Raw genomic sequence first — 25733 nt, 5'->3', positions numbered from 1 at the left:
CGTGTGTCATGGTGGATCGGTGCCGACCACCGTATCGCTGCCGGACGACTGGCCCGCACACCCGGACCGGTCGCTCTCGCTCAACCGCATGGGCAGTTTCGACTGGGACCTCGTCGCCGGTCTCATGCACATGGACGAAGCGGCCCTCGACGTCTTCGACACGCCCCCCGAGGACTACGACGGCCGGCCCGAGTCCCTCGCCCCGCGCGTCCCGCCCGCCGAGGCGGCCCGGCTCGACGCCCTCGTCTCCTCCGCCCTCAAGAGCGGGGTGGACAGCTACGGCGCCTACTTCCGCATCCGCTGCCGCGACGGGCGGCTGCGCTGGACGCACACCCAGGGCCGCGTCCTGCGCGGCCCGGACGGGCGCCCGTACCGGATCATCGGCATCGTCCGGGACGCGACCGAGGAGCTCAGCCACTCGGCGGAACGGCTCGGCCTCGACGAGGAACGGCGCCGCCAGACGTCGGTGGTCGAGAGCACCACGGCGGCGCTCGCGCACGCCCGCACCGTGCAGGACGTCATCGACGCGCTCGGCGACGCCCACGGCCTGGAGCGGCTCGGCTCGATGGGCATGGTGATGGGCCTCGTCGAAGCCGGCCGGATCCACCTCGTGGCCGAAGGGCCGGACGGCAGTTTCGTCCCCGGCACCCGCTACACCCGCATCGACGAGCAGTACCCGATGAGCGAGGTCGTCCGCTCGCTCCAGCCGCGCTTCCTCGACTCGGCGCAAGAGTTCGCCGAGGACTATCCCGCGCTCTGGACGAAGATCTCGTACATGCGGATCTCGGCGGCCGCCTATCTGCCGCTCATCGCCCAGGCCCGCCCGATCGGCGCGATCGGCCTGCTCTACCAGGACAAGGACGGCTTCACCCAGGAGGAGCGCAACCTGCTCGTCGCGCTCGGCAGCAGCATCGCGCAGAGCCTCCAGCGCGCCATGCTCCTGGAGCAGGAGCACGACCTGGCCGAGGGCCTGCAGCAGGCCATGCTGCCGCGGCGGATCCCCGAGGTGCCCGGCGGGGAGATCGCCGTACGGTACCGATCCGCCCGGATGGGCCAGGACATCGGCGGCGACTGGTACGACGTCATCCCGCTGCCGGGCGGCCGGGTCGGCGCCGTCATCGGCGACGTCCAGGGCCACGACACGCACGCGGCGGCGGTCATGGGCCAGCTGCGGATCGTGCTGCGCGCGTACGCCGCCGAAGGGCACTCGCCCGGCACGGTCATGGCCCGCGCCTCCGTCTTCCTGCACGAGCTGGACACCGAACGCTTCGCGACGTGCACCTACGTGGAGGCCGACCTCTCGACGGGCGTCCTCCAACTGGTCCGGGCCGGCCACATCGACCCGCTGTTGCGCACCCGGGACGGGGACTGCCACCGGCTCCCGGTGGCCGGCGGGATGCCGCTCGGACTCTCGGCTGAGTTCGGGCGTCTGGAGTACCCGGTGACCACGGTGGAACTGGACCCGGGAGAAACGCTCCTGCTGTGCACCGACGGCCTGGTGGAACAGCCCGGAGCCGATCTCGACGACGGGATCCACCTGCTGACCTCCCACATCCGCAGCGGACCGGCGGACCTGCAGCACCTGGCGGACCGGCTGTGCGAGATCGTCGACGAACGGGGCGGCGACGACGACATGGCGCTGCTCCTGCTGCGCCGCCGGGTGGTGGCCGCCCCCCGGGGCGGCGGCCGCCTGCAGCAGCACGTGGCACCGGGCGACCCGGAGGCCCTGGTGGCGGCCCGCCACATGATCGGGGCGGCGGTGCGCGCGTGGGGCGCGCGGGAACGGGCCGACGAGATCGAACTGGTCGCGGACGAGCTGATCGTGAACGCCCTGATGCACACGGACGGCCCCGCCATCGTCACCCTGCGGGTCCTCGCGGGCCATCAGCGCAGGCTGCGGGTCGAGGTGGAGGACCGCTCCAGCGCGCTGCCGCGACGGCGCGAGGCGGGGGAGGCGGGGGTCTCGGGGAGGGGCCTGATGCTGATCGACCGGCTGGCGGACGTGTGGGGCGTGGAGCCGCGGGGCGGCGGCAAGTGCGTGTGGTGCGAGTTCGTCATGGGGTAGGCGCGGCGGCCCTGCCGGGCCGGGCGGATGCGCCGTTGCCCAGCATCCCGGCCTCCGCCCGGCTTCCCGGGGAACCGCATCGCCCGGCCCGGTGCCCGGCTCGCGGTTCGCCTGAGGCGGCGGCAGGCTGGGACCATGCCGGAACTGCCCGAGGTCGAGGCCCTGCGGGAGTACCTCGACGAGCACCTCACCGGGCGGGTGGTCGAGCGCGTCCTCCCGCTCGCGGTGAGCGTGCTCAAGACGTACGACCCGCCGCTGACCGCCCTCGAAGGACAGCCGGCCGGGACCACCGACCGGTACGGCAAGTTCCTGTCCCTGCGGATCGGCGAGCTCCACCTCGTCACCCACCTGGCCCGGGCCGGCTGGCTGCGCTGGCAGGACTCCCTGCCCGCACAGCCGCCGCGCCCCGGTAAGGGGCCGCTCGCGCTGCGCGTCGTCCTCGAGGGCGGGGGCGGCTTCGACCTCACCGAGGCCGGGACCCAGAAGCGCCTCGCCGTGTACGTGGTCCACGACCCGCAGGAGGTGCCCGGCATCGCCCGCCTCGGCCCCGACCCGCTCGCCGAGGGCTTCGACCGGGATGCCTTCGCCGCGCTGCTCGCGGGGGAGAAGCGCCAGATCAAGGGCGTCCTGCGCGACCAGAGCGTCATCGCGGGCATCGGCAACGCCTACAGCGACGAGATCCTGCACGCGGCCCGCGTCTCACCGTTCAAGCTCGCCGCGTCCTTCGACGAGGAACAGCTCACCCGGCTCTACGAGGCCGTCCGGGACACCCTGCGCGAAGCCGTCGGCCGGGCCCACGGGGTGGCCGCCGGACAGCTCAAGGCCGAGAAGAAGAGCGGCCTGCGGGTGCACGGCCGGGCCGGGGAGCCGTGCCCCGTGTGCGGGGACACCGTCCGCTCGGTGTCCTTCGCCGACTCCTCGCTGGAGTACTGCCCCACCTGCCAGACCGGCGGGAAGCCGCTCGCCGACCGGCGGCTCTCGCGCCTCCTCAAATAGCCGGACGCTGCGTAGACTCCGGCACCATGGCCGAGGAGCAGCAGCCGTCGCCGCCCCGGCGCGAGATCGTCACCGGGGTGCCCCGGGGCGCCCGCCGCCGGGCGCCCGCGCACACTCCCGCCCGCTCGGAGATCTCCGAACAGACCACCCTCGGGGCCACCTACGTACGGGCCCTCATGCGCAGCCAGCTGCGCGCCGGCCTCGGGGCGCTGGCCGCACTCGTCCTGCTGGTCGGGACGCTGCCGCTGGTGTTCGCGCTGCCGCACGCCACGGCGGGGCCGCTGGTCTGGGTGGTGCTCGGTCTGCTGGTGTATCCGGTGATGTGGCTCATCGCCCGGTGGTACGTCACCCGGGCGGAGCGCAACGAGGCGGATTTCACCGGCCTGGTGATGGATCCGGCCGAGCGGTCCCCGTAGGCAGGCCCTCGGGCCAGGTTCTCCCGGGGCGAACCGCCTAGAACAGGTGCATCGCCAAGTGGCCCAGGGGCAGGCCGAGTTGCCAGGCCGGGGTCCACACCCGTGCGTTCTCGTCCAGGCCCGTCGGGGTGTCGTCGTGGCCGTGGCGCCCGGGGTCGAGGTTGGTGGCGAACAGCTCGGTGCGGTCCAGCCAGCGCCACGCCGCCCGGGCCAGTTCCAGGTCGGGCTCCTCGCCGCGGCCGCGCTCGCGGGCCTCCTCGCCCAGCGCGAGGAACCGGGTGTCCACCCAGTCGCGCCAGGGATGCCCGTACGCCGTCAGGGACATCCACTCGTCGAGCTGCGAGACCACCCGGATCCCGGAGAGCTCGCCGGCGGCGTCCGAGAGGTAGATCGTCAGGGCGAGCGTGTCCCGTCCGGCCCGGAACTCCAGGGTGCTGACCGGGATCAGCCGGCCCGTGCGCAGCAGTTCGTCTGCGATGTACTCGGCGTAGAGCCAAGCCATGGGCACCGCGAGCCCGCCGTCACTGGTGCCGTTCATACCCTCGGGCTGCACCGTTCCACCTTCTCCCGCGCGTCGAGCGTCCCGTCGTCAGCCCCGAGCCTTCACCGAGCGGCTCACGGAGTGGGGGAGGTTTACTCAACTTGGACGGTCTGATGTCGAATTCGATGCGTTTTATGTCCGGTTAGCGTCCGTTCGCGGCGCTCCCCGACCCCTTCCCCGTGCCGCGGGCTCAGGCGCCGAGACCGTACCCGTACCCCTGGAGGCCCTTTTTCAGGGCCCGAAGGGCATAGTACGTACGGGACTTGACGGTGCCGGCGGGGATGCCGAGCTCGGCGGCGGCCTCGGCCACCGACCGGTCCCGGAAGTAGACCTGCATCAGCACCTCGCGGTGCTCCGGGCCCAGGCACCCCACGGCCCGCCGGACGTCGATCGCCGTGACCGAGCCGGCCACCGCGTCCTCGGGTTCGGGCGCCTGCTCCAGTCCCTCCGGGTCCACCTCCAGCGGCCGTGACAGCCGGGCCCGCCGGGCGTCGATCGCGAGCCGCCGGGCCACCGTGAACAGCCAGGGCCGCATGGAGTCGTGCCCGCTCTCCAGGGCTTCCGGGTGCTGCCAGACCCGTACGAGGGTCTCCTGTACGAGGTCCTCCGCGCGCTGGGCGTCCCCGGCCGTGAGGCCGAGCAGAAAACCGAACAGGGCCCGCCCGTGGTCGCGCTGGAGTTCGGCCAGCGCCTCGGGGTCCGTGCGCGGGAGGGTGGGGGAGAGGGGCACGTGTGGCTCCTTCCGGGGTGGGTGGGGGGCCATGGGGGAGGCGACACGTCCACCCTGACCTGCACGGAGCCACCCGGGAACCGTCAGGCCCCGGTGTTGCGCCCAAGCACCCGGGTCGTCCGCCGGGCGGCCGTGCCGGGCGGTGAACGGTCGAACGGCGCGGCGAACGGCAGGGGGAGCGGCGCGGAGAGCGGTGCGGGGGGAGCGGCCGGCGCGGTGGCCCGGGGCGGTCGGCGGAGCAGCCGGGCGGCGGCCGGCGGGGCGGCCCGTGTCCGCCGTTGGGGTGGGCGTGTGTCCGGCAGGCGGATCCGTTCCTTGACTTGAAGCGTCCAGGTGTATGGATTGCAGGTGATCAGATATCAGATGGTCGTACTAGTCACGCCAATGAGGGAGCTGGGCAGATGAGCAAGCGAACCCGGCCGCGGGCGGTCGCCCTCCTGTCGGCCCTCCTGTTGTCCGCCGCCGCCGGATGCTCGGGCAGCGGCGGCTCCGCACCGGCCCGCCTCGGGGAATCCGGCGGACCGGCTCCCTCCGGCGTCGCCGGATCCCCCGCCGCCAAGGGCTTCACCCTGGTCGCGAGCGGCGACGTACTGCCGCACACCTCCGTCATCCAGCGGGCGGCGAACGACGCGGAGGGCGACGGCTACGACTTCAGGCCGATGTTCTCCGGGGTCAAGCCCGTGGTCTCGGCGGCCGACCTGGCCCTCTGCCACATGGAGACCATCTACGGGGAGGAGGGCGGTCCGTTCTCCGGCTACCCCGCCTTCAAGTCCCCGCCGGACGTCGCCGACGGGCTGAAGGACGCCGGGTACGACGGCTGCTCCACGGCCTCGAACCACACGCTCGACGACGGGAGCGCGGGACTGCGCCGTACGCTGGACCGCTTCGACAAGGTCGGCCTGAAGCACGCCGGCTCGGCCCGTACGGCGGCCGAGGCGGCCACGGTGACCACGTACACGGCGGGCTCCGCCAAGGTGGCGCACCTCGCCTACACCTACGACACCAACGGCTACCCGCTGCCCGAGGGCCAGCCGTGGGCGGTCAACCTGATGAAGCAGGACAAGATCATCGCGGATGCGCGGGCGGCCCGTACCGCGGGCGCGGACGTGGTGCTGGTCAGCGTGCACTGGGGCACGGAGTGGCAGACCGAGCCGGACGAGACGCAGCTGTCGCTGGGCAAGGCGCTGACCGCCTCGCAGACCGCGGGCCGGCCCGACATCGACCTGATCCTCGGCACGCACGCGCACATCCCGCAGCCCTACGAGAAGGTCAACGGGACCTGGATCGTCTACGGCATGGGCGACCAGGTCGCGGGCGAGATGTTCAACTACACGGGCGCACGCGACCTGCGGGGCAACTACGGCTCGATCGGCCGCTTCACCTTCGCCCCGCCGGCCGCCGCCGGACAGCGCTGGCAGGTCACCAAGGCCGAGTTCGTGCCGCAGATGATGGACCTGTCCATCGGCCGGGTGGTCCACCTCCCCGACGCCCTCGCCAAGGACCCCGGCCGGGACGACTACGAGAGCGCACGGGACGACATCAGCGAGGCGGTCCTCAGCCGCGGCGCCGCCAAGGACGGACTGACGATGGCCAAGTAGCGGCCCGGGGGCGTGTCCGTCGGATCGTGCCGGGCCGCGCGGGTCCGGCCCGATCGGCCGGACACTCCCCGGGGAACCACCGTGACGGGCCGCCGGCGACCCGCCCTGACCAGGCGGATCGCCGCCGAGCCCACGATGCGGTGGCCCGCCCGCTCGGAGGCGCCGCCCCCCACCGCGTCCGCCATCAGCTCCTGCGCCGCGCCCACCGAGGGCAGGCGATGCCCCCGTCCGGCTCGGCGCGCGCACCGGCGCTGCCCTCCCTACAGTGCGAACCATGAGTGCCACCGTGGAGCAGACGCGCGGGACCCGGAACCGCTTCCTGAACCGGGTGCCCGACGGATTCGGCGCGTTCTTCGGAGCGCTCGGCCTGCTGTGCGCGCTCCTCTCGCTCTCCCCGACGCTGCGGCGCCTCCTGCGGCACGTCGTGCGGTTCCTCGACCTGATCGTCGTCCCGGTCAGCGCGAACCTCGCCTACGCGGTCTTCCTCTTCCTGCTCGCCGCGGCCCTCGGCACCCGCAAGAAGGTCGCCTGGTGGATCGTCATCACCTATTTGGGCCTGCTCATGGTCGACGACGTGCTGGACATGGCCGTCGGCGACTACTGGATCGGCGTCCCCTCCATGGCCATCGCCGTCGCCGCCACGGCCGTGCTGATCGCCGCCCGCAACGAGTTCTACGCCGCCTCCCGGCCCGGGGCCCTGTGGCACGCCCTGATCGTGCTCGGCCTCGGCCTGCTCGCCGCCGTCCTCGTGGGCTGGGGGCTCGTCGCCCTCTTCCCCGGCACCCTGCCCAGGGGCCAGTGGCTGGACTGGGCGGCCAAGGAGGTCTTCGGCGGCCTCTTCTCGGCCCGGCAGTTCGACGGCCGCCCGCCCCGCCCGCTGTCCTTCCTGCTCGGCCTGTTCGGCGCCCTCGCCCTGCTGAACGCCGCCATGACCCTCTTCCGCTCCCAGCGCCTGACCGCCGCCCTGCACGGGGACGAGGAGCCCCGCATCCGCGCCCTTCTCGGCGCCTACGGGCGCAACGACTCCCTCGGCTACTTCGCCACCCGCCGCGACAAGGCCGTCGTCTTCGCCCCCAACGGCAAGGGCGCCGTCACCTACCGCGTCGAGGCCGGCGTCTGCCTCGCCAGCGGCGACCCGGTGGGCGACCCCGCCGCCTGGACCCCCGCCATCGACGCCTGGCTGGTCGTGGCCCGCCGCTACGGCTGGGCGCCCGCCGTCATGGGCGCCTCCGAGGACGGCGCCACCGCCTACGCCCGTTCCGGACTGAGCGCGCTCCAGCTCGGCGACGAGGCCATCCTGCACGTCGCCCACTTCGACCTCGACGGCCGCGAGATGCGCGTCACCCGCCAGGCCGTCAACCGGGTCCGCCGGACCGGCGCCACCACCCTCATCCGCCGCCACTCGGCCCTCTCCGAGGACGAGATGCAGACCATCGTCGACCGGGCCGACCGCTGGCGGGACACCGAGACCGAGCGCGGCTTCTCCATGGCCCTGGACCGGCTCGGCGACCGCGCCGACGGGGACTGCCTGCTGGTCGAGGCCTTCGACGGCCAGGGCGAGCTGATCGCCCTGCTCTCCTTCGTCCCCTGGGGCAAGGACGGCATCTCCCTCGACCTGATGCGCCGCGACCGCACGGCCCCCAACGGGGTCATGGAGTTCATGGTCGCCGAGCTGTGCGCCGCGGCCCCCGGCCTCGGCGTGCGCAGGATCTCCCTCAACTTCGCCGTCTTCCGCTCCGCCTTCGAGGAGGGCGGCCGGATCGGCGCCGGACCCGTCCTCAAGCTGTGGCGCAAGCTGCTGCTCTTCTTCTCCCGCTGGTGGCAGCTGGAGGCGCTGTACCGCTCGAACGTCAAGTACGGCCCCGAGTGGTACCCGCGGTTCCTCTGCTACCAGGACGCCGGCTCGCTCGCCCGGGTCAGCCTCGCCTCCGGCATCGCCGAGGGCTTCGTCTCCGTACCCAGCCTGCGCACCCTGTGGGGCAACGGCCACCCCAAGGGCCTCACCGCCCCCGTCACCACCGAGGGGCTGCCCCCCATCGACGCGCTGGGCCTGGACGCCGTCGAGCAGGAGGGCGCGGGAGTCCCGGTCGAACGGCTGCCCGAGCAGGTCCGCGTCCGTCACGCCAAGCTGGAGCGCATCCGGGCGTCCGGCACCGACCCCTACCCGGTGGGCATCGCCCAGCGCACCCACACGGTCGCCCTGCTGAAGGCCGAGCACCCAAGCCACCCGCCCGGTGCCCGGACCGGCGAACAGGCCACCCTCGCCGGACGCGTGATGATCGTGCGCGACCTCGGCGGCGTGGTCTTCGCCGTCCTGCGCGACTGGTCCGGCGACATACAGCTGATGCTCACCCGCGACGAGGCCGGGGCCGGGGTACTGGACTCCTTCACCTCCCAGGTCGACTTCGGCGACCACGTGCTCGTGAGCGGCGAGGTCGGGGCCAGCAAGGCCGGCGAACTGTCCCTCGTGGTCCGGTCCTGGCAGCTCACCGGCAAGTGCCTGCGCCCCCTCCCCGACAAGCGCAAGGGCCTCGCCGACCCGGAGGCCAGGGTCCGGCGCCGCTACCTCGACCTCGTCGCGAGCCCCGAGGCGCGGGACGTCGTACGGGCCCGCTCCAGCGCCGTCCAGGCCCTGCGCCAGGGACTGCTCGACCGCGGCTACCTGGAGGTCGAGACCCCGATGCTCCAGCAGATCCACGGCGGCGCCAACGCCCGTCCCTTCCGCACGCACATCAACGCCTACGACCTCGACCTGTACCTGCGGATCGCGCCCGAGCTGTACCTCAAACGGCTCTGCGTCGGCGGCATGGAGAAGGTCTTCGAGATGGGCCGCACCTTCCGCAACGAAGGCGTCTCCTACAAGCACAACCCCGAGTTCACGATGCTGGAGGCCTACCAGGCCTTCGCCGACTACGACGTGATGCTCGACCTCACGCGCGAACTGATCCAGGGCGCCGCCACCGCCGCCTTCGGCTCGCCCATCGCCCACAAGGCCGGACCGGACGGGAAGCTCGTGGTCCACGACATCTCCGGGACCTGGCCGGTCAAGACCATGTACGGGGCGATCGGCGAGGCCCTCGGCGAGGAGGTCGACGCGGACACCGAGGAGCACGTGCTGCGCAGGCTGTGCGACCGGGCGGGCGTCCCTCACGCCCCCGAGGACACCCGGGGCGACGTGGTCCTGGAGATGTACGAGCGGCTGGTGGAGGAGCGGACCAAGCTCCCCACCTTCTACAAGGACTTCCCCACCGACGTCTCCCCGCTCACCCGCCAGCACCGCGTGGACCCGAGGCTCGCCGAGCGCTGGGACCTGGTCGCCTTCGGCACCGAACTGGGCACCGCCTACTCGGAGCTCACCGACCCGGTGGAACAGCGCCGCCGCCTCACCGCCCAGTCCCTGCTCGCGGCGGGCGGCGACCCGGAGGCCATGGAACTCGACAACGACTTCCTGGACGCCCTGGAGTACGCGATGCCGCCGACGGGCGGCCTGGGCATCGGCGTGGACCGCCTCGTCATGTTCCTCACGGGCCTGACGATCCGAGAGACGCTCCCGTTCCCCCTGGTGCGCCGCGGCTGACCAAGGGAGGGCTGGGCCGAGCGGGTGACGGGAACGGGGTGCGTCCGTGCCTCTCGACATCTGTGGCGGTGTCGTTGATACGTAGTAAGAATGAAAAATGACGAGCCGACAGTAGGGCGGCGGGCGGTCCTGCGTACCGCTGTCCTCCTCGGAGTCGCAGCCGCCGGACTGATCACCTCGGGCAGTGAGGGCGGCATGCCCGCCGCGCCGGGGGCGGGCGGACCCGCGGCCGGGCCGGGACCGAACCCCGCGGCGGGAGCGCCGGGGATGTCCGCCCAGCGGCTGTCCGAGAAGTCCTACCGGCTGCGCCCCATGACATCGGAGGCCCCCGCCCGGCCGGCCGCCGTCAAGCCGGCCGTCCGGACCCGGCCGATCCTGGAGCTCCCGGCCGACGAGGCCACGGCGAGCGCCATGGTGCTCACCTTCGACGACGGGCCCGACCCCCGCTACACCCCGGGCATCCTCGACACCCTCGCCCGGTACGACGTACGCGCCATGTTCTTCGTCTGCGGGGAGATGGCCGTGGAGAACCGGGACCTGATGCGCCGGATGGCCGCCGAGGGACACGTCATCGGCAACCACACCTGGACCCACCCGCTCATCCCCAAGCTCAGCCGGCCCGCCCTGGCCTCCGAGATCGGCCGTACGAGCGAGGTCGTACAAAAGGCGCTCGGCGAGGCGCCGTTGTGGTTCAGGGCGCCGTACGGGGCGTGGAACCGGGCCGCCTTCGAGATCGGGGCCGAGCTGGGCATGGAGCCGCTCGCCTGGACCGTGGACACCCTGGACTGGCAGGAGGCCGGGGCCGCCACGATCGTCTCCCGGGTCCTGGGCGGCGCCGGCCCCGGGGCGATCGTGCTGTCCCACGACGCGGGCGGAAACCGCACGCAGAGCGTCCAGGCGATCTCCTCCTACCTGCCGCAACTCCTCGCCCGGGGCTACCGGATGACCCTCCCGGCCTTCCCGACGCCGCCGCGCCGCTGAACCCGGTCCCGGCGGACGCGCCGGACACCGGCCCGGCCCCGGTTCAGCGGGTCGCCACCATGCGGGCGAAGACGACCACGTTGCCGTCGTAGCCCCGGCCCTTGGAGTATCCGCCGCCGCACGTGATCACCCGGAGCTCCGGGTGCCCGGTGTCCCCGTACACCCGGGCTCCGGGGAACGCCTCCTTGGAGAACACCTCCACGCCGTACACCTCGAACACCGCCGTGCGCCCGTCGTACCGCTCGACCTCGACCTGGCTGCCCGGCTTGACCGAGCCCAGGCCGTAGAAGACCGTCGGGCCCTGGGCGTTGTCCACGTGACCCACGATCACCGCCGAGCCCCGCTGGCCGGGGGAGATGCCGTTGAGGTACCAGCCGGCCAGGTTGCGGTCCTGCGGGGGCGGCGCCTCGATCCAGCCCTCCTCGTCCAGCCCGACCGTCATCACCGGCGCGTCCACGTTGATCGTGGGAATCCGGATGCGCTGCACCGACGAGTGCTCCAGCGCCTCCATGCCGGCCGGGGCCATCGGCGGGTTCGCCGGCAGCTGATCGGCCGTCACCGCCACGGCCGAGGCGGCGGTGGGCTGGGGCGGTCCGTCGTCGGCCTCCACACCGTTGCGCACCATGGCGAGGCCGCTGAGCATGACCAGGGCGAGCACGCCCCACGGTGAGCGTTTGCGTGACTGCCCGGTCTCGTCCTCGCCCATCGTTCTCCCTTCCCGACGCGGGGGTCCCGACCCGCGTTCCTGTCCCACCCCATGTACGCCCTACTTCACGCACGCTAAGGCCGAGTCGGCAGGACGGCGAGAGGGGGAGGGCGAACGGGTGGCCGCGGTGCGCAAGGGGGGCCGAGGGGGCCGGAAGGGGTGCGCCCATCCAGGTAATCGTCACATAAATGCCTGACGGGTCGTGACCTGCGGATCCGTCAGCCGCGCCGTCCGCGCTTCGGCGTGTCGCTCAACCGGGCGGCCCAAAGCCGGAAATGCGGAGCTTGCGGGACGACCCGAGGGTTCGACGTGGGAGGCGTTCTCGTCGATCATCCGGGGCCGACGCTCCGGGGCGCTTCCCGCTGGAGGTTCCATCATGCGTGTCTTGCGCGCTCTTACCGTGACGGCAGCAGCCTGCGCCGCGATCGGCCTCAGTGTCCCGATCGCCTCGGCGAACCAGAACCCCGGGGGCCAGGGTGGGAACGGGGGTCCCAGCAACATCTCGGTCAACCCGTACGCCGTGCACCAGGGATCCACGATGCAGGTGAGCGCGTCGGGCTGCGGACACGGCGGTACCGTCACCTCGCACGGCAACTTTCCGCCGGCCAACCTGTCCGCCGGGTCGATCGGCTTCGCCACCGTCCGGGTCTTCAACCACGCCTCGCCGGGCACCCACACGCTGTCGGTCAAGTGCAACGACAGCAGCCTCGTCGCCACGGCCCGCTTCAGGATCCTGGAGGGCAACCCCTCGCAGGGCGGCATCGGCGGATCCTTCGGCCCGTCCACCGCCGAGACCGCCATCGGCGCGGGCCTCGTCGGCGCCGCGGCCCTCGGCGCGGGCGCACACGTGATGCGCCGTCGCCGCCCGCTCCGCGGTCGGACCTGACCGGCCGACCTCCCCGGTCAGGGATCCCCCGCCACCGACGGTCGCCCCGAGTCCCCTGGCCAGGGGCCGGGGCGTCCGGCGGTGGCGGGGGACGTCCGGCGGGTGGGCCGGTTCAGTGACCGCGGTCGGAAGCACGGCGGCGCAGTGCGTACGCGGTACCGGCCGCGGCGGTGAGGAAGAGGCCGACGCCCGCGCCGAGTTCCAGCGGGTCCATGCCGGCCACGCTGCCGCCCAGACCGCCGCGGACACCGCGGGCGGAGGCGGGGGTCGTCAGCGGGGCGGTGGCGGCCGGAGTGACGGCCCGAGTGGCGACCGGGGTGGAGACAGAGGTGGCGACCGGGGTGGAGACCGGGGGCGCGGCCGTGGTGGCGGCCGGGGTCGCGGCCGTGGTGGCGGCAGCGGGGGCGGTGGCCGTCCGCGTGGAACTCGTGGTCGGTCTGGCCGTGCCGCCGGCGATCGTCAGGTCGGCCGAGCCCGTCTCCCCGTTGCAGGTGAAAGCGACCGAGTACAGGGCCCCGCGCCGGGCGTCCCGGTCCACGGTGACCCGTACGGTCTGGCCGCGCGCGATGCTCACGGTGTCGAAGACCCCGGAGGAGGCGGTGGCGTAGGCGGCGTTGCAGCCGCTGACCGCGAGCACCACCTGGCCGCCGGGTGCGACGGTCGAGGGGGTGAGGGTGAAGCCGAACGAGGTGACCTGGGCCTCGGCCGCGGTCGCGGCGGGCATGCCGAGGGAGCCGAGCGCGAGTACGGCGCCCGTGGCGCCGGCGCTCAGCAGGGCGGTGGCGGAGGTACGTATCGCACCCATGGTTGGTTCTCCGGATCCCCGAGGAGCAGCCGCGGAACGGTTTCCGCACGTGGGGGGTCGTGCGCCTCGATGTCCGCCACGCTAGGCGCGGGCAGGGTGACCCGCGATCAGGAACGGGCGAATGGGGCATGCCCTTGGGCCGAACCGGGGACAGGAGGCCCGTCCCCGGTTTGCCGGTCGGCCCTCACCCACCGAGGTCCAGGTGGGAGAACTGCGCGAGGAAGGGTTCCGCGGTGGCCGCGATGCCACGCCCGAACGGTGCGTCGAAGTCCCAGATCAGGAACAGCAGGAACGCGATCAGCGCGCTGAACAGACCGGCCAGCAGCATCTCCCGGAACGACCGCCTGATCTGCAGGGTGAAGATGAGCCCCACCGTCACCAGGGCGCCGGTGATCAGCCCGAACCACACCACGCCCGGCATGGTGGCCCCGGCGCTCTGGCCGCGCGCACTGCGGGCGTCGTCGGCCACGGCGACCTGGTCGACCAGCGGCTGGTACGCCTGTCCCTCGTGGTCGGTCTGCGGCTCGTAGTCGGTGACGTCCCGGCGGATACGTTCCAGCAGTTCCCCGCCGCGGTCCGTGAGGACGCCGTTGTCGGCCATCGCCTTCCATTCCGTGTCCACCACGTACGTCACGTACGCGTCGACGTCGGACCGGATCTTCGTCCGGACCTCGGCCGGGTAGACCTCGGAGCGGACACGGATCTCGTGCAGGGCCTGCGCCTCCTGGCGCACGTATTCCTGGGCGGCGCCACGGGCTTCCCAGACGCCGGCGATCGCCAGACCCAGCACGATCGCGTAGATCACCCCGATCATCATCGTCATGTACTCGATGACGTCCGGGGTTTCGCTCGGATCGTCGTCCTCGCCGATCCTGCGGTGATTGAAGAAGGCGATGGACAGCACCACGGCACAGGCCGCGGCCATCGCGATGGACAGGACGAGCCATTCCGACAAGATGACTTCCGATCGATTACAGGTGGGGCGGAACTAGCGCGGGCGCAGCGCGACGATCGCGAGCACCGCGGGAGCCGCGGTCAGCAGGGTGAAGGTCACCGGGGAGATGCGGTGCTCGGCCGGTTTGCGGGACGGCGCGTGGTAGGCCGGGCGGGCCACTGGTTTCGGCGGCGGAGGGGTCACCACGGTGGCGGGCTCCGCCGGTGGTGCGGGCGGTGGCGGTGCGGGTGCCTTGGCCGCGCGCGGAGGTGCGGGCGCCGGTTTCGGCGGGGCCGGTTCGGGCACGACGGGCTTCGGTACGGGCTTCGGCGCCGGCTTGGGCGGCGGTGGTGGGGGCGGGGTGGGTTTCGGGGGCGGCGTGGGCTTGGGCGGTGGCGGCGTGGGGGTCGGCGGGGGCGGCGGAGTGGGTTTCGGCGGTGGTTTCGGCGTCGGCTTGGGCGGACACGGCGGAGGTGGCGGCGGTGGGCAGTGCGGGTGGCCGTGATGTCCCCCGCCATGGCCGCCGTGTCCCCCGCCGTGTCCCCCGCCGTGTCCCCCGTCATGGCCTCCGCCACGGCCTTTCCCGTGGTCGGAGCGGTGGTCGGACGTGCGGTCGGACGTGCGGTGGGACGTGCGGTCGGACCCGCGGTCGCCACCGTGATGTCCGCCACGCGGGCCGCCTCGGCGGCCGTCGGCGCGGGCCATCGCGACGACGGCGTTGGCACGCGCGACCACGGCTGTGGCACGCGCGCCGTCGCCGGAGTCGGTCGTCGGGGAGGCGCCGCTATCAGCCACGGCCGGCGTGACGGACAAGGCCGCCCACAGCAGGACCGGGACCGCCAGCAGGCGCCTGGCACAGGCTCTGTTCACCCGGGGAGCATGGGCCCGCGCCCGCTCGCGCACGCGGGGCTCGGCCCTGGTTCGCCTGAACGGGTGGAGCAGTGACCAGAGAGGTTTGAGCCACCTTCGTACCGGTCGTGAAGCCGGTACGATCACCCACCGGTCAATTCTCAAAAGGGATGTGTCGGTAACGGTCAATGGCCCGCCCGGTGCGGCGGGTGCCTTTGGTGTGTGACGAAGAACGGATCGCCAATTTCCGCTTTTGCTCGCCCTGTTGGGCAATGATCAGTACATTCGGCTCGGACAGGAGTCCGACCTCGCACGGACCGCCGCAGGAACAACGCTTGGAGAACCCGATGGAGCGCCCCGCCTGGGCCCCGCCAGGCATCGACATATCGGTGCCGAGCGTGTCCCGCATCTACGATTACTACCTGGGCGGGTCCCACAATTTCGAGGTCGACCGCCAGGCGGCCCGCCGTGCCATGGAATTCATGCCGGGACTGCCCAAGATCATGCAGGCCAACCGGGCATTCATGCGCCGCGCCGTCCGGCACGCCGTCGCCGAGGGAGTCACGCAGTTCCTCGACATCGGCTCCGGCATCCCCACCTTCGGCAATGTCCACGAGATCGCCCAGGCCGCCAGCCCGGAGGCGCGCGTGGTCTACGTCGACCACGACCCGGTGGCCGTCGCCCACAGCCACGCCGTCCTCGCCGAGGACGACCGCACCGACATCGTCGCCGCCGACCTGCGCCGGCCGAAGGAGATCCTGGCCTCCCCCGAGGTCGGCCGGCTGATCGACTTCGACCGCCCGGTCGCCCTGCTGCTCGTCGCCGTCCTGCACTTCCTGGAGGACACGGACGACCCGTACGCCGCCGTCGCCGAGCTGCGTGAGGCGCTGGCCCCCGGCAGCCTGCTGATCCTCACGCACGCCTCATTCGAGGGGATCCCGCTGACGGAGGAAGTCGCGGGCGAAGTCGTCGGCGTCTACCGGGACATCCGCAACCCCCTCGTCATGCGGACCGGGGAGCAGATCCGCGGCTTTTTCGACGGGTTCGAGCTGCTGGAGCCCGGACTGGTCTCGATGCCCGACTGGCGGCCCGACCGGTCCGAGGACCCGCAGGACGGCGAGACGCCCGAGGACCCCTACGCCTTCTCGGGCTACGGCGGCGTGGGACGCAAGGCGTGAGACTTCCGGCACAGACGGCGGGCGCGCCGCACACCGCCGCGGCTCCCGCAGCCGCACCGGGCGCCGGGTCCGTGGCGGCCCCGAACGGCGGCATCGAGGACCGGATCGCCCGCTTCGCCACGATCTGGGGCCGGGCGATCTTCCCGGTCACGGCGACCTCGCTGACCCGGACCGAGTTCGAACGCCACCTGGTACCGCTCACCCGGACGCTCACCGAGGCCCTGCGGGCCCGGCCGTTCGACGCCGCCGTCGCCCAGCGGGTCGGGGCGGAACTCGTCGCCGTGCACTGCACCGACCCCGAGGCCCTGGCCGGCACCCTCGGCGTGGTCGAGTCGTACCTGGTGCTCTACTGCGGCCCGGACGGACCCGAGGGCTCCGGCGTGGAGGGCACCGAGGAGTACCGCTCCCGCTGCGCGCGGCTCCAGCACGGCATCGCGGCGGGATACGCCCGGGCCCTGCGCGAGCGCACCCTCAACGAGCAGGAGGCCATCGCCCGCTCCGCGCTGACCGCCCGCACCGATGCCCAGCAGGCCCTGCACGCGAGCGAGGAGCGCTTCCGCGCGGTCTTCGAGGGCGCGGCCGTCGGCATCGGCATCGCCGACCTCGACGGGAACGTCCTGGAGGTCAACGACACGCTCCTGCAGATGTTCGGCGGCCTGGAGGGACACGTCCGCAGCCGCAACGTCAGCGAGTGGGGCCACCCGGACGACACCCCGCACGTCTGGCGGATGTACGGCGAGCTGGTGCGCGGCGAGCGCGAGAGCTACCGGGTGGAGAAGCCGTACTACCGGCACGACGGCACCGTGCTGTGGACCAACCTGACGGTGTCGCTGCTGCGCGACGCCGAGGGCAAGCCGCAGTACCAGCTGGCGCTCATGGAGGACACCACCGAACGCCGGCTGCTGAACCTGCGCCTGCGCTACGAGGCCACCCACGACGCCCTCACCGGCCTGCCCAACCGGACGCTGTTCTTCGAACGCCTGGAGAAGGCCCTCAGCGGGGCCGGCGGCGCCCGCTACGGCCTGTGCTACCTGGACCTCGACGGCTTCAAGACGGTCAACGACAGCCTCGGCCACTCGGCGGGGGACCGGCTGCTGGTGGAGGTCGCCGACCGGCTGCAGAGCTGCGCGACCGGCCCCGGCGAGGTGGTCGCCCGGCTCGGCGGCGACGAGTTCGTCGCCCTGACCACCGGCCCCGACACCGAGGAGAAGGTGACCGACCTCGCGGTCCGCATCCTCACCGCCCTGTCCACGCCGATCCGGCTGGAGGGCCGGGAACTGACGGTCCGGGGCAGCATCGGCATCGTCGAGGGACGGGCCAAGGAGCGCACCCCGGCGGAGGTGCTGCGCAGCGCCGACATCACGATGTACCGGGCCAAGGCGGCCGGCGGCAACCGCTTCGAATTCGCCGATGCCGAGGCCGACGCCCGAGCGATCACCCGCCACGGCCTGACCAACGCCCTGCCGGCGGCGCTGGAACGCGGCGAGTTCTTCATCGAGTACCAGCCGCTTGTCCACATGCGCGACGGCAGCGTGCACGGGGCCGAGGCGCTGGTGCGCTGGTCGCACCCGCAGTACGGGGTGCTCGGCCCGGACCGCTTCATCCCCCTCGCCGAACGCACCGGCCTGATCGTGCCGCTCGGACGCTGGGTCCTGGAGGAGGCCGTCCGCCAGGCCCGCATCTGGCAGCGCCAGCACGGGGGCGCGGCCCTGCGGATCAACGTCAACCTCTCGCCGACCCAGCTGCACCACCCGGGCCTGGTCGCCGACACCGTGGCGGTGCTGGAGAAGTCCGGCCTCGCCCCGGGCGCGCTGTGCCTGGAGGTCACCGAATCGGCGCTGATAGGCGCGGACGACGAACTCCTGGAGCCGCTGCGCCGGCTGGCCGCCCTCGGCGTGGACATCGCACTCGACGACTTCGGCACCGGCTACTCGAACCTGGCCAACCTGAGGCGCCTGCCCGTCAGCGTCCTGAAGCTCGACCGCTCCTTCACCCAGGGGATGCAGCAGCAGCCGGCCAACCCGGTCGACGTCAAGATCGTGGAGGGGATCGTCGCCCTGGCCCACAGCCTGGAACTCGCCGTCACCGTCGAGGGCGTGGAGACCGGGGTCCAGGCCGCCCAGCTGCGCGACCTCGGCTGCGACACCGCCCAGGGCTGGTACTACGCCCGTCCCGGCGCCCCTGACCGCATCCACACCCTCTCCCTCTCGGACGCGGTGCCCACCGCCTCCTGACCCGGGCCCGCCGCCCGGACCCGTCCCGTCCGCCCGTCCGTCCGTCCGCCGGCGAAGGCGCGCGCACGCGGGGCGCGTCCGCGGCGGCGGGACCCGGGCCGGGGCGGGTCCGGGCCGGGTCAGGGCCGGGCCGGTCAGCCCAGGCCCGCCTCCGTCCCGATGCCGGGCTCGCGGACCGCCGCCAGCACGCGCTCCATCCGCTGAGCGGTGTCCACCAGCAGCTCCGCCGCCACCGGCAGGCGCTCCGCCTCGTAGGCATCGAGCACATGCTTATCGGCCGGCCCGGTGAGCGCGGCGGCCAGGGTCCGCCCGAGGGTGACCGCGTCCTGGATCCCGGTGTTCATGCCGAGCCCGCCGGCTATCGGGTGGACGTGCGCCGCGTCCCCGGCGAGGAACGCCCGGCCCTCCCGCAACCGGGTGGCCATACGGACGTTGACCCGCCAGGACGACAGCCACGTGGCTTCCTCCAGCCGTATCCCGGGCATCCGGGCGTGCCGGTCGAACAGCCTCTGGAAGCTCTCCAGCGAGGGCGGCAGCGGCTCGCCCCGCTCGTCCAACTCCCGCGAGGCCTGCAGCTGGAAGCTGTCCGTCCCCGGTATCGGGCACAGCAGCACGCCACCGCCGTCGGAAGTGAACCACTGGTGCCAGAACTCCCGGCTCAGTCCCGGCGCCCTCACGTCCCCCAGCACCATGACCTCCTCCTGCGCCGTGCTCCCCTCGAACGGGATCCCGAGCAGCCCGCGGGACGCGCTGCGGCCGCCGTCGCACCCGGCGAGATAGCGACTGCGGACGGACCGGCCGTCCGCGAGCCGGGTGCTCACTCCCTCCGCGTCCTGGCCGATCCCGGCCAGTCGGGCCCCGTACTCGACGTGCACGCCCAGCTCGGACAACCGCTCGCGCAGCACCCGCTCGACCTGCCACTGGCCGATGACCAGACCGTCCTCGACGGTGGTGTCGCCCACGCAAGCGCCGTCGAAGTACTTGCGGAGGGTCACCCCCGCCCGGCCGACGGCCGCCATGCGCTCCGCGACGCCCAGTGGTCCGAAGGTCGCGATGCTCTCCGGGGTGAGGCCCTTGCCACGCGATTCGCGGTGCGGCTCCGTGCGCTGGTCGATGATCCGCACGGTGAGGCCGCGGAGGGCGAGGTCGCAGGCCAGGGTGAGGCCCGTGGGGCCGGAGCCCGCGATCAGAACGTCGGTCGGTACGTCGGTCATGTCGCCGGTCATCGGAGGTCCTCTCGTCGTCGTTGTTCCAAGGAAAGCGGCTCTCCGAGAAAAAAGCAACCCGGTTAAAAAAATTACTCGGTCAAGAATTCGTGCTACGCTGTGTGCATGGAGAACACGACGGGTCTGCGCGAGAACAAGAAGCTCCGTACGCGTCGCCACCTGGCGGCCACGGCGCTGGAACTCTTCCTGGAACGAGGCTTCGATGCCGTGTCGGTGGCCGATGTCGCCGCCGCGGCGGAGGTCTCCAAACCCACCCTGTTCCGGTACTTCCCGAGCAAGGAGGACCTGGTGCTGGACCGCTTCGCCGACCACCAGGACGAAGCGGCCCGCATCGTGCGCGACCGGCCCGCCGGCCAGAGCCCGGTGCGGGCGGTGCACGCGCACTTCCTGGCGGCCCTCGCCGAACGCGACCCGATCACCGGGCTCTGCGACCACCCGAACGTCCTGGCGTTCGAGCGGCTCCTCTACTCCACCGCGAGCCTCGAGTCCCGGCTCGCCCACTACACGGCTCGCGAAGTGGAGCTGCTGGCGGCCGTGTTCGAGGCGGAGTCCGTACCGTCCCTCGCGTCCCGGCTGGCGGCCCTGCATCTGGTGACGGTGCGCCAGGAGCTCGGCCGGGAGAACTGGCGCCGGATCGACGCCGGCCGGAGCGCCGACGAGGCGTACCCGGACGCCGTGGCCGATGCCGATCTGGCCTTCGGGATGCTCGCCGGCGGCCTCGAGCGGGAGTTGCCCATACCCGGCGCCTGATTGCGCCGCGCCCGCGCGGGCCCGGCTGACCCGGGCCTGGCCGTCCCGCCCGCGGCCGTCCCTGGCGCGGCCGAGCGGATGCCTCAGCCCACCAGCATGCGCTTCAGCTCGCGGGCCGCCCGCGGGGGAGCCACGTCGGTGCGGTGGGCCAGGGCGATCGTGCGGCGCAGCGGGGAGCCGGCCAGCGAGGTCGCCCGCAGGCCGGGACCGGCGCGGTCGACCACCATCGCCGGGACCACAGCGATGCCGAGCCCCGCCCGGACGAAGCCGAGGACCGCGTCCATCTCGCCGCCCTCCACCGTGAAGACCGGCTCGAAGCCCTCCGCGCGGCAGGCCGTCACGGTCAGCTCCCGCAGGTCGTAGCCGTGCCGGAACATCACCATCGGTTCGTCGCGCAGCCCCGAGATGGTCAGCTCGCCGCCCCCGCCGGGTGCCGGGCGCTCCGTCGAGGAGACCACCACCAGGTCTTCCGTGAGCAGTTCCACCGTGGTCAGGGCCGGGGCCGAGGGGGGCAGGGGCATCGCGATCAGGGCGAGGTCCAGAGCCCCGCGCGCGAGCTCCCGTACGAGGTCGAGGGAACCGCTCTCCTCGATCATCAGCTCGATCCCCGGGTGCGCCGCGTGGAAGGCCCGCAGGACGTCCGGCAGCAGGCCCGTGCACACGCTGGGCGTGGCCCCCAGGCGCACCCGCCCGCGGCGCAGCTGCGCCAGTTCCTGCACCTCCAGCCGTGCGGTGTCCGCGTCCGCCAGGATCCGCCGGGCCAGCGGCAGCAGGGTCTCGCCCGCGTCGGTGAGGGTGATGTTCCCGCGTGCCCGGCTGAAGAGCTCGGCTCCCAGTTCCCGTTCCAGTGCCTTGATCTGCTGGGAGAGCGAGGGCTGCGCCACATGCACCCGCTCCGCGGCCCGGGTGAAGTGCCGGGTCTCGGCGACAGTCACGAAGTACTGGAGCTGCTGAAGCTGCATAGGTCATGTCTATCAAGATGACCGGCATCATGTCTTGGACCTTTCGGGTGCTTGGTCCCTACCGTCGGTTCCATGGCTTTGGCAACGCGTACTCGGACAGGCGGCTCCGCCGCATCGGCCGTCTGGGACTCCACCATCGGCAAGAAGACCGTCATGGCGGTCTCCGGCCTGATCATGCTCGGCTACCTCGTCGCGCACATGCTCGGCAACCTCAAGATCTTCTTCGGGGCGGACGAGTTCAACGGCTACGCCCACTGGCTGCGCACCCTCGGTGCGCCCCTCCTCCACCACGAGTGGGCCCTGTGGATCGTCCGCGTGGTGCTGCTCGTCGCGGTCGTCGCCCACGCCGTGTCCGCGTACCAGCTCAGCCGCCGCGACATCAAGGCCCGCCCGGTGAAGTACGCCCACAAGCGCCGCCGCGCGAGCTACGCCACCCGCACCATGCGCTGGGGCGGCATCATCCTCGGCCTGTTCATCGTCTGGCACCTGCTCGACCTCACGACGCTCACCCTCAACGAGCGCGCCTGGGCCGGCCACCCCTACGAGAACGTCCTCGCCACCTTCTCCACCTGGTACGGGAACACGATCTACATCGTGGCGATGGCCGCCGTCGGACTGCACGTTCGCCACGGCTTCTGGAGCGCGGCGCAGACCCTCGGTGCGGGCAGCGCCCGGCGCGACCGGACGCTGAAGATCCTGGCCAACGGGCTGGCCCTCGTCCTCTTCGCCGGCTTCGTGGCCGTCCCCGTAGCCGTCATGACCGGAGTGGTGAACTGACCATGAGCACACACCAGCAGCACGCCGACTACAGCCGCTACGCCACCGGCGCGCCCGTGGCCGACACCAAGGCCCCCGAAGGACCGATCGCGGACCGCTGGGACCGCCGGCGCTTCGAAGCCCGGCTCGTCAACCCGGCCAACCGCCGCAAGCACACCGTCATCGTCGTCGGCACCGGCCTCGCGGGCGGAGCGGCCGGCGCGACCCTCGCCGAGCAGGGCTACCACGTCGTCCAGTTCTGCTTCTCCGACTCCCCGCGCCGGGCCCACTCCATCGCGGCCCAGGGCGGCATCAACGCCGCCAAGAACTACCGCAACGACGGCGACTCGGTGCACCGCCTCTTCTACGACACCGTCAAGGGCGGCGACTTCCGAGCCCGCGAGTCCAACGTGCACCGCCTCGCCCAGATCTCCGTCGAGATCATCGACCAGTGCGTGGCCCAGGGCGTCCCCTTCGCCCGCGAGTACGGGGGCCTCCTCGACACCCGCTCCTTCGGCGGAGTGCAGGTCTCCCGCACCTTCTACGCCCGCGGCCAGACCGGCCAGCAGCTCCTTCTCGGCGCCTACCAGGCACTTTCCCGCCAGATAGCCGCGGGCAACGTCGAGATGCACGCCCGCACCGAGATGCTCGACCTGGTCGTCGTCGACGGCGTGGCCCGCGGCATCGTGGCCCGCGACCTGATCACCGGGGAGATCTCCACGTACTACGCCGACGCGGTGGTGCTGGCGAGCGGCGGCTACGGCAACGTCTTCTACCTCTCCACCAACGCCATGAACTCCAACGCGACCGCCATCTGGCGGGCGCACCGGCGCGGCGCGTACTTCGCCAACCCCTGCTTCACACAGATCCACCCCACCTGCATCCCGCGCACCGGCGAGCACCAGTCCAAGCTCACCCTGATGAGCGAGTCCCTGCGCAACGACGGCCGCATCTGGGTCCCCAAGGCCAAGGGCGACACCCGCCCCGCGGCCGAGATCCCCGAGGCGGAGCGCGACTACTACCTGGAGCGGATCTACCCCTCCTTCGGCAACCTCGTGCCCCGCGACATCGCCTCCCGCGCCGCCAAGAACGTCTGCGACGAGGGCCGCGGCGTCGGCCCCGGCGGCCAGGGCGTCTACCTGGACTTCGCCGACGCCATCCGCCGCATGGGCCGGGACAAGGTCGCCGAGAAGTACGGCAACCTCTTCGAGATGTACGAGCGGATCACCGCGGAGAACCCGTACGAGGTCCCCATGCGGATCTACCCCGCCGTGCACTACACGATGGGCGGCCTCTGGGTCGACTACGACCTCCAGACCACCGTCCCCGGCCTCTTCGCCATCGGCGAGGCCAACTTCTCCGATCACGGGGCCAACCGCCTCGGCGCCTCCGCGCTGATGCAGGGCCTCGGCGACGGCTACTTCGTCCTGCCGTCCACGATCAACGACTACCTGGCGCGTCACCCGCACCGGGACACCGTGGACGACACCCACCCCGAGGCGGCGGCCGCCGTACGCGAGACCCGCGAGCGGCTCGCGAGGCTGCTCGCCGTCGACGGCGACCGCACCCCCGACTCCTTCCACCGCGAGATCGGCGAACTCATGTGGGAGTACTGCGGGATGGCCCGCAGCGAGGAGGGGCTGCGCAAGGCCCTCGACCGCATCCCGGAGATCCGCGCGGAGTTCTGGCGCCGGATCAAGGTCCCGGGCAGCGGCGAGGAGTTCAACCAGTCGCTGGAGAAGGCCAACCGCGTCGTCGACTACCTCGAACTCGCCGAGCTGATGTGCCTCGACGCGCTCCACCGCGCCGAGTCCTGCGGCGGCCACTTCCGCGAGGAGTCCCAGACGCCCGACGGCGAGGCGGCCCGTCAGGACGAGGCCTTCTCCTACGCCGCGGCCTGGGAGTTCACCACCACCGGCGCCGCCCCCGTCCTGCACAAGGAAGACCTCGTCTTCGAGTACGTCCACCCCACCCAGCGGAGCTACGCATGAAGCTCACCCTGCGCGTCTGGCGCCAGCGCGGCGCCGACGCCCCCGGCCACATGGCCTCGTACGAGGTCGACGGGATCTCCGAGGACATGTCCTTCCTGGAGATGCTCGACACTCTCAACGAGGACCTCATCCTGCGCGGCGAGGACCCGGTCGCCTTCGACCACGACTGCCGCGAGGGCATCTGCGGCGCCTGCAGCCTCGTCATCAACGGCGACGCCCACGGCCCGGAGCGCACCACCACCTGCCAGCTCCACATGCGGTCCTTCGCCGACGGCGACACCATCGACGTCGAGCCCTGGCGGGCCGCCGCCTTCCCGGTGGTCAAGGACCTCGTCGTCGACCGGGGCGCCTTCGACCGGATCGTCCAGGCGGGCGGCTACATCACCGCGCCCACCGGCTCCGCCCCCGAGGCGCACGCCACCGCCGTCCCCAAGGCCGACGCCGATTTCGCCTTCGAGCACGCCGAGTGCATCGGCTGCGGGGCCTGCGTGGCGGCCTGCCCCAACGGCTCCGCGATGCTCTTCACCTCCGCCAAGGTCAACCACCTGAACGTGCTGCCGCAGGGTTCCCCCGAGCGGGAGACCCGGGTGCTGGACATGGTGGCCCGGATGGACGAGGAGGGCTTCGGCGGCTGCACCCTCACCGGGGAGTGCGCCACGGCCTGCCCGAAGGGCATCCCGCTGCCGTCGATCGCCGCGATGAACAAGGAATGGCTGCGGGCGGTGCGCAAGGGCCCCCGCTGACTCCTGATCCCGAGGCGCCTCACCCGCCGCTCGGCCCTGCGTCGCTCGGCCCCTGCGCCGATCGGCTGACCGGCGCAGCCCACACCGCGCCGCACCCCGGCGGGGCCCGGGCCATGGGGGACAGTGGCGCCATGCCAGAAGCCCCCGCCGGGTCCGGACCGCGCCGCCGAGCCGTACTGGCCGCCGCCCTCGCCCCGCTGGCCGTGGCCGGCTGCTCGGGCGGGGAAGACCCCCGCGCCCCGGCGCCCGGCCCGCAGGCCGGGCCCAAGGACGCCCTGATCATGGTGATCCGCCACGCGGAGAAGCCGTACACCGGCGACTCCGGCTGGGACGAGGAGGGCGAGGACGACCCCGGCTCGCTGGCCGGCCGCGGCTGGCGCCGGGCCGAGGAGCTCCCGCGCCTCTTCCCGCCGGCCCGCGGCTCCTCGCTGCCCCGGCCCGCCGCGGTCTTCGCGGCCGGCGGCAAGCAGGGGGCGCCCGCGCGGTGCCGGCAGACCGTGGCGGCGCTCGCCGGCGCCCTGCGCACCCCGGTCCGCACCGAGTTCGCCCTCGGCGCCGAAACCGCCCTCGTCCAGGCGGCGCTGGCCGCCCCCATGCCCGTCCTCGTCTGCTGGGAGCACACCGGCATCCCCCGCCTGATCGGGGCCATCGGCGCCCACCGGGTCCCCGGCACTCCCGCGACCTGGCCCGACCGCTACGACCTCGTCTGGATGTTCACCCGCCGCCGGGGGCAGTGGAGCTTCCGCGAACTGCCCCAGCAGCTCCTGCCCGGGGACGCCTGATCGCCCGGAGCCCCCCGACGGGTCTCC

General features: G+C 72.7%; 22 protein-coding genes and 1 pseudogene. 14 read left to right on the top strand and 9 right to left on the bottom strand.

All coding sequences use genetic code 11. From position 1 onward, the window contains the following. Window position 1 precedes the first annotated feature (1 nt). The 3 genes from OG534_RS03995 (at window position 2) to OG534_RS03985 (ending at window position 3477) form a co-directional block, all read left to right on the top strand. Window positions 2-2065, top strand: coding sequence for a SpoIIE family protein phosphatase (locus OG534_RS03995; RefSeq protein WP_326586674.1), 2064 nt, complete (start codon window positions 2-4; stop codon window positions 2063-2065). 135 nt (window positions 2066-2200) lie between these two features. Beyond that, on the top strand, window positions 2201-3061 hold the full coding sequence (locus OG534_RS03990) for an Fpg/Nei family DNA glycosylase (protein WP_326586673.1): 861 nt from the start codon (window positions 2201-2203) through the stop codon (window positions 3059-3061). Between the two features lie 26 nt (window positions 3062-3087). Beyond that, window positions 3088-3477: a hypothetical protein gene (locus tag OG534_RS03985; RefSeq protein ID WP_326586672.1), complete on the top strand. Its 390-nt coding sequence runs from the start codon at window positions 3088-3090 to the stop codon at window positions 3475-3477. Between the two features lie 37 nt (window positions 3478-3514). Here the strand turns inward: OG534_RS03985 and OG534_RS03980 are convergent, their stop codons facing one another. Next, on the bottom strand, window positions 3515-4015 hold the full coding sequence (locus OG534_RS03980) for a hypothetical protein (protein ID WP_326586671.1): 501 nt from the start codon (window positions 4013-4015) through the stop codon (window positions 3515-3517). A 193-nt stretch (window positions 4016-4208) separates the two neighbouring features. After that, window positions 4209-4781: a sigma-70 family RNA polymerase sigma factor gene (locus tag OG534_RS03975; RefSeq protein WP_326586670.1), complete on the bottom strand. Its 573-nt coding sequence runs from the start codon at window positions 4779-4781 to the stop codon at window positions 4209-4211. A 368-nt stretch (window positions 4782-5149) separates the two neighbouring features. Between OG534_RS03975 and OG534_RS03970 the strand changes: the two genes are divergently transcribed. Then, a complete protein-coding gene (locus OG534_RS03970; protein WP_326586669.1) occupies window positions 5150-6346 on the top strand; it encodes a CapA family protein in 1197 nt (398 codons plus the stop codon). A 71-nt stretch (window positions 6347-6417) separates the two neighbouring features. Here the strand turns inward: OG534_RS03970 and OG534_RS03965 are convergent. Then, window positions 6418-6552, bottom strand: a pseudogene (locus OG534_RS03965) (universal stress protein); the annotation flags it as partial. 68 nt (window positions 6553-6620) lie between these two features. Between OG534_RS03965 and lysX the strand changes: the two are divergent. Both lysX and OG534_RS03955 read left to right on the top strand, forming a co-directional pair. Then, on the top strand, window positions 6621-9923 hold the full coding sequence (lysX, locus tag OG534_RS03960; protein ID WP_326586668.1) for a bifunctional lysylphosphatidylglycerol synthetase/lysine--tRNA ligase LysX: 3303 nt from the start codon (window positions 6621-6623) through the stop codon (window positions 9921-9923). 90 nt (window positions 9924-10013) lie between these two features. After that, window positions 10014-10904 carry a polysaccharide deacetylase family protein gene (locus tag OG534_RS03955; RefSeq protein ID WP_326586667.1) on the top strand — a complete coding sequence of 297 codons (891 nt, stop codon included), beginning with the start codon at window positions 10014-10016 and terminating at the stop codon, window positions 10902-10904. 43 nt (window positions 10905-10947) lie between these two features. Here the strand turns inward: OG534_RS03955 and OG534_RS03950 are convergent, their stop codons facing one another. Then, on the bottom strand, window positions 10948-11610 hold the full coding sequence (locus OG534_RS03950) for a class F sortase (protein ID WP_326586666.1): 663 nt from the start codon (window positions 11608-11610) through the stop codon (window positions 10948-10950). A gap of 376 nt (window positions 11611-11986) precedes the next feature. Here OG534_RS03950 and OG534_RS03945 point away from each other — a divergent pair, with 376 nt between their 5' ends. Further along, window positions 11987-12496: a hypothetical protein gene (locus OG534_RS03945; protein WP_326586665.1), complete on the top strand. Its 510-nt coding sequence runs from the start codon at window positions 11987-11989 to the stop codon at window positions 12494-12496. Window positions 12497-12608: 112 nt separating this feature from the next. Here OG534_RS03945 and OG534_RS03940 read toward each other — a convergent pair whose 3' ends face one another. The 3 genes from OG534_RS03940 to OG534_RS03930 all read right to left on the bottom strand — a co-directional run bounded on the left by OG534_RS03940 (window position 12609) and on the right by OG534_RS03930 (window position 14442). Further along, on the bottom strand, window positions 12609-13301 hold the full coding sequence (locus tag OG534_RS03940) for a hypothetical protein (protein ID WP_326586664.1): 693 nt from the start codon (window positions 13299-13301) through the stop codon (window positions 12609-12611). Between the two features lie 184 nt (window positions 13302-13485). Further along, on the bottom strand, window positions 13486-14256 hold the full coding sequence (locus tag OG534_RS03935; RefSeq protein ID WP_326586663.1) for a bestrophin-like domain: 771 nt from the start codon (window positions 14254-14256) through the stop codon (window positions 13486-13488). Between the two features lie 33 nt (window positions 14257-14289). Next, window positions 14290-14442, bottom strand: a complete 153-nt coding sequence (locus OG534_RS03930) for a hypothetical protein (protein WP_326586662.1) — start codon at window positions 14440-14442, stop codon at window positions 14290-14292. Window positions 14443-15431: 989 nt separating this feature from the next. Here OG534_RS03930 and OG534_RS03925 point away from each other — a divergent pair. Both OG534_RS03925 and OG534_RS03920 read left to right on the top strand, forming a co-directional pair. Continuing rightward, the gene (locus OG534_RS03925; RefSeq protein WP_326593453.1) at window positions 15432-16262 is read left to right on the top strand and encodes an SAM-dependent methyltransferase; all 831 of its coding nucleotides are present in this window, start codon (window positions 15432-15434) and stop codon (window positions 16260-16262) included. Further along, entirely contained in the window at window positions 16259-18496 is a 2238-nt protein-coding gene (locus OG534_RS03920; RefSeq protein WP_442807030.1) for a putative bifunctional diguanylate cyclase/phosphodiesterase, read from the top strand. The genes OG534_RS03925 and OG534_RS03920 overlap by 4 nt, the downstream gene beginning before the upstream one ends. Before the next feature lie 134 nt (window positions 18497-18630). Here the strand turns inward: OG534_RS03920 and OG534_RS03915 are convergent, their stop codons facing one another. Then, the gene (locus tag OG534_RS03915; RefSeq protein WP_326586661.1) at window positions 18631-19722 is read right to left on the bottom strand and encodes an FAD-dependent monooxygenase; all 1092 of its coding nucleotides are present in this window, start codon (window positions 19720-19722) and stop codon (window positions 18631-18633) included. A gap of 105 nt (window positions 19723-19827) precedes the next feature. Between OG534_RS03915 and OG534_RS03910 the strand changes: the two genes are divergently transcribed. Continuing rightward, window positions 19828-20472, top strand: a complete 645-nt coding sequence (locus OG534_RS03910; protein WP_326586660.1) for a TetR family transcriptional regulator — start codon at window positions 19828-19830, stop codon at window positions 20470-20472. 83 nt (window positions 20473-20555) lie between these two features. On the opposite strand, the gene OG534_RS03905 is transcribed toward OG534_RS03910, so the two are convergent. Further along, window positions 20556-21434, bottom strand: a complete 879-nt coding sequence (locus OG534_RS03905) for a LysR family transcriptional regulator (RefSeq protein ID WP_326586659.1) — start codon at window positions 21432-21434, stop codon at window positions 20556-20558. Window positions 21435-21506: 72 nt separating this feature from the next. Between OG534_RS03905 and OG534_RS03900 the strand changes: the two genes are divergently transcribed. From OG534_RS03900 to OG534_RS03885, 4 genes are all read left to right on the top strand, one after another. After that, entirely contained in the window at window positions 21507-22211 is a 705-nt protein-coding gene (locus OG534_RS03900; RefSeq protein ID WP_326586658.1) for a succinate dehydrogenase, read from the top strand. Window positions 22212-22213: 2 nt separating this feature from the next. Continuing rightward, the gene (locus OG534_RS03895; RefSeq protein WP_326586657.1) at window positions 22214-24181 is read left to right on the top strand and encodes a fumarate reductase/succinate dehydrogenase flavoprotein subunit; all 1968 of its coding nucleotides are present in this window, start codon (window positions 22214-22216) and stop codon (window positions 24179-24181) included. Then, complete coding sequence (locus OG534_RS03890) at window positions 24178-24924, top strand: succinate dehydrogenase/fumarate reductase iron-sulfur subunit (RefSeq protein ID WP_326586656.1); 747 nt, start codon at window positions 24178-24180, stop codon at window positions 24922-24924. The genes OG534_RS03895 and OG534_RS03890 overlap by 4 nt, the downstream gene beginning before the upstream one ends. Before the next feature lie 131 nt (window positions 24925-25055). Then, complete coding sequence (locus OG534_RS03885; protein WP_326586655.1) at window positions 25056-25706, top strand: hypothetical protein; 651 nt, start codon at window positions 25056-25058, stop codon at window positions 25704-25706. The last annotated feature ends 27 nt before the right edge of the window (window positions 25707-25733 follow it).

Source organism: Streptomyces sp. NBC_01294, assembly GCF_035917235.1.
GTDB classification, from domain to species: Bacteria; Actinomycetota; Actinomycetes; order Streptomycetales; family Streptomycetaceae; genus Streptomyces; species Streptomyces caledonius.
The sequence above is the reverse complement of the archived record's forward strand: the minus strand, read 5'-3'. Positions and strand labels throughout refer to the sequence as shown.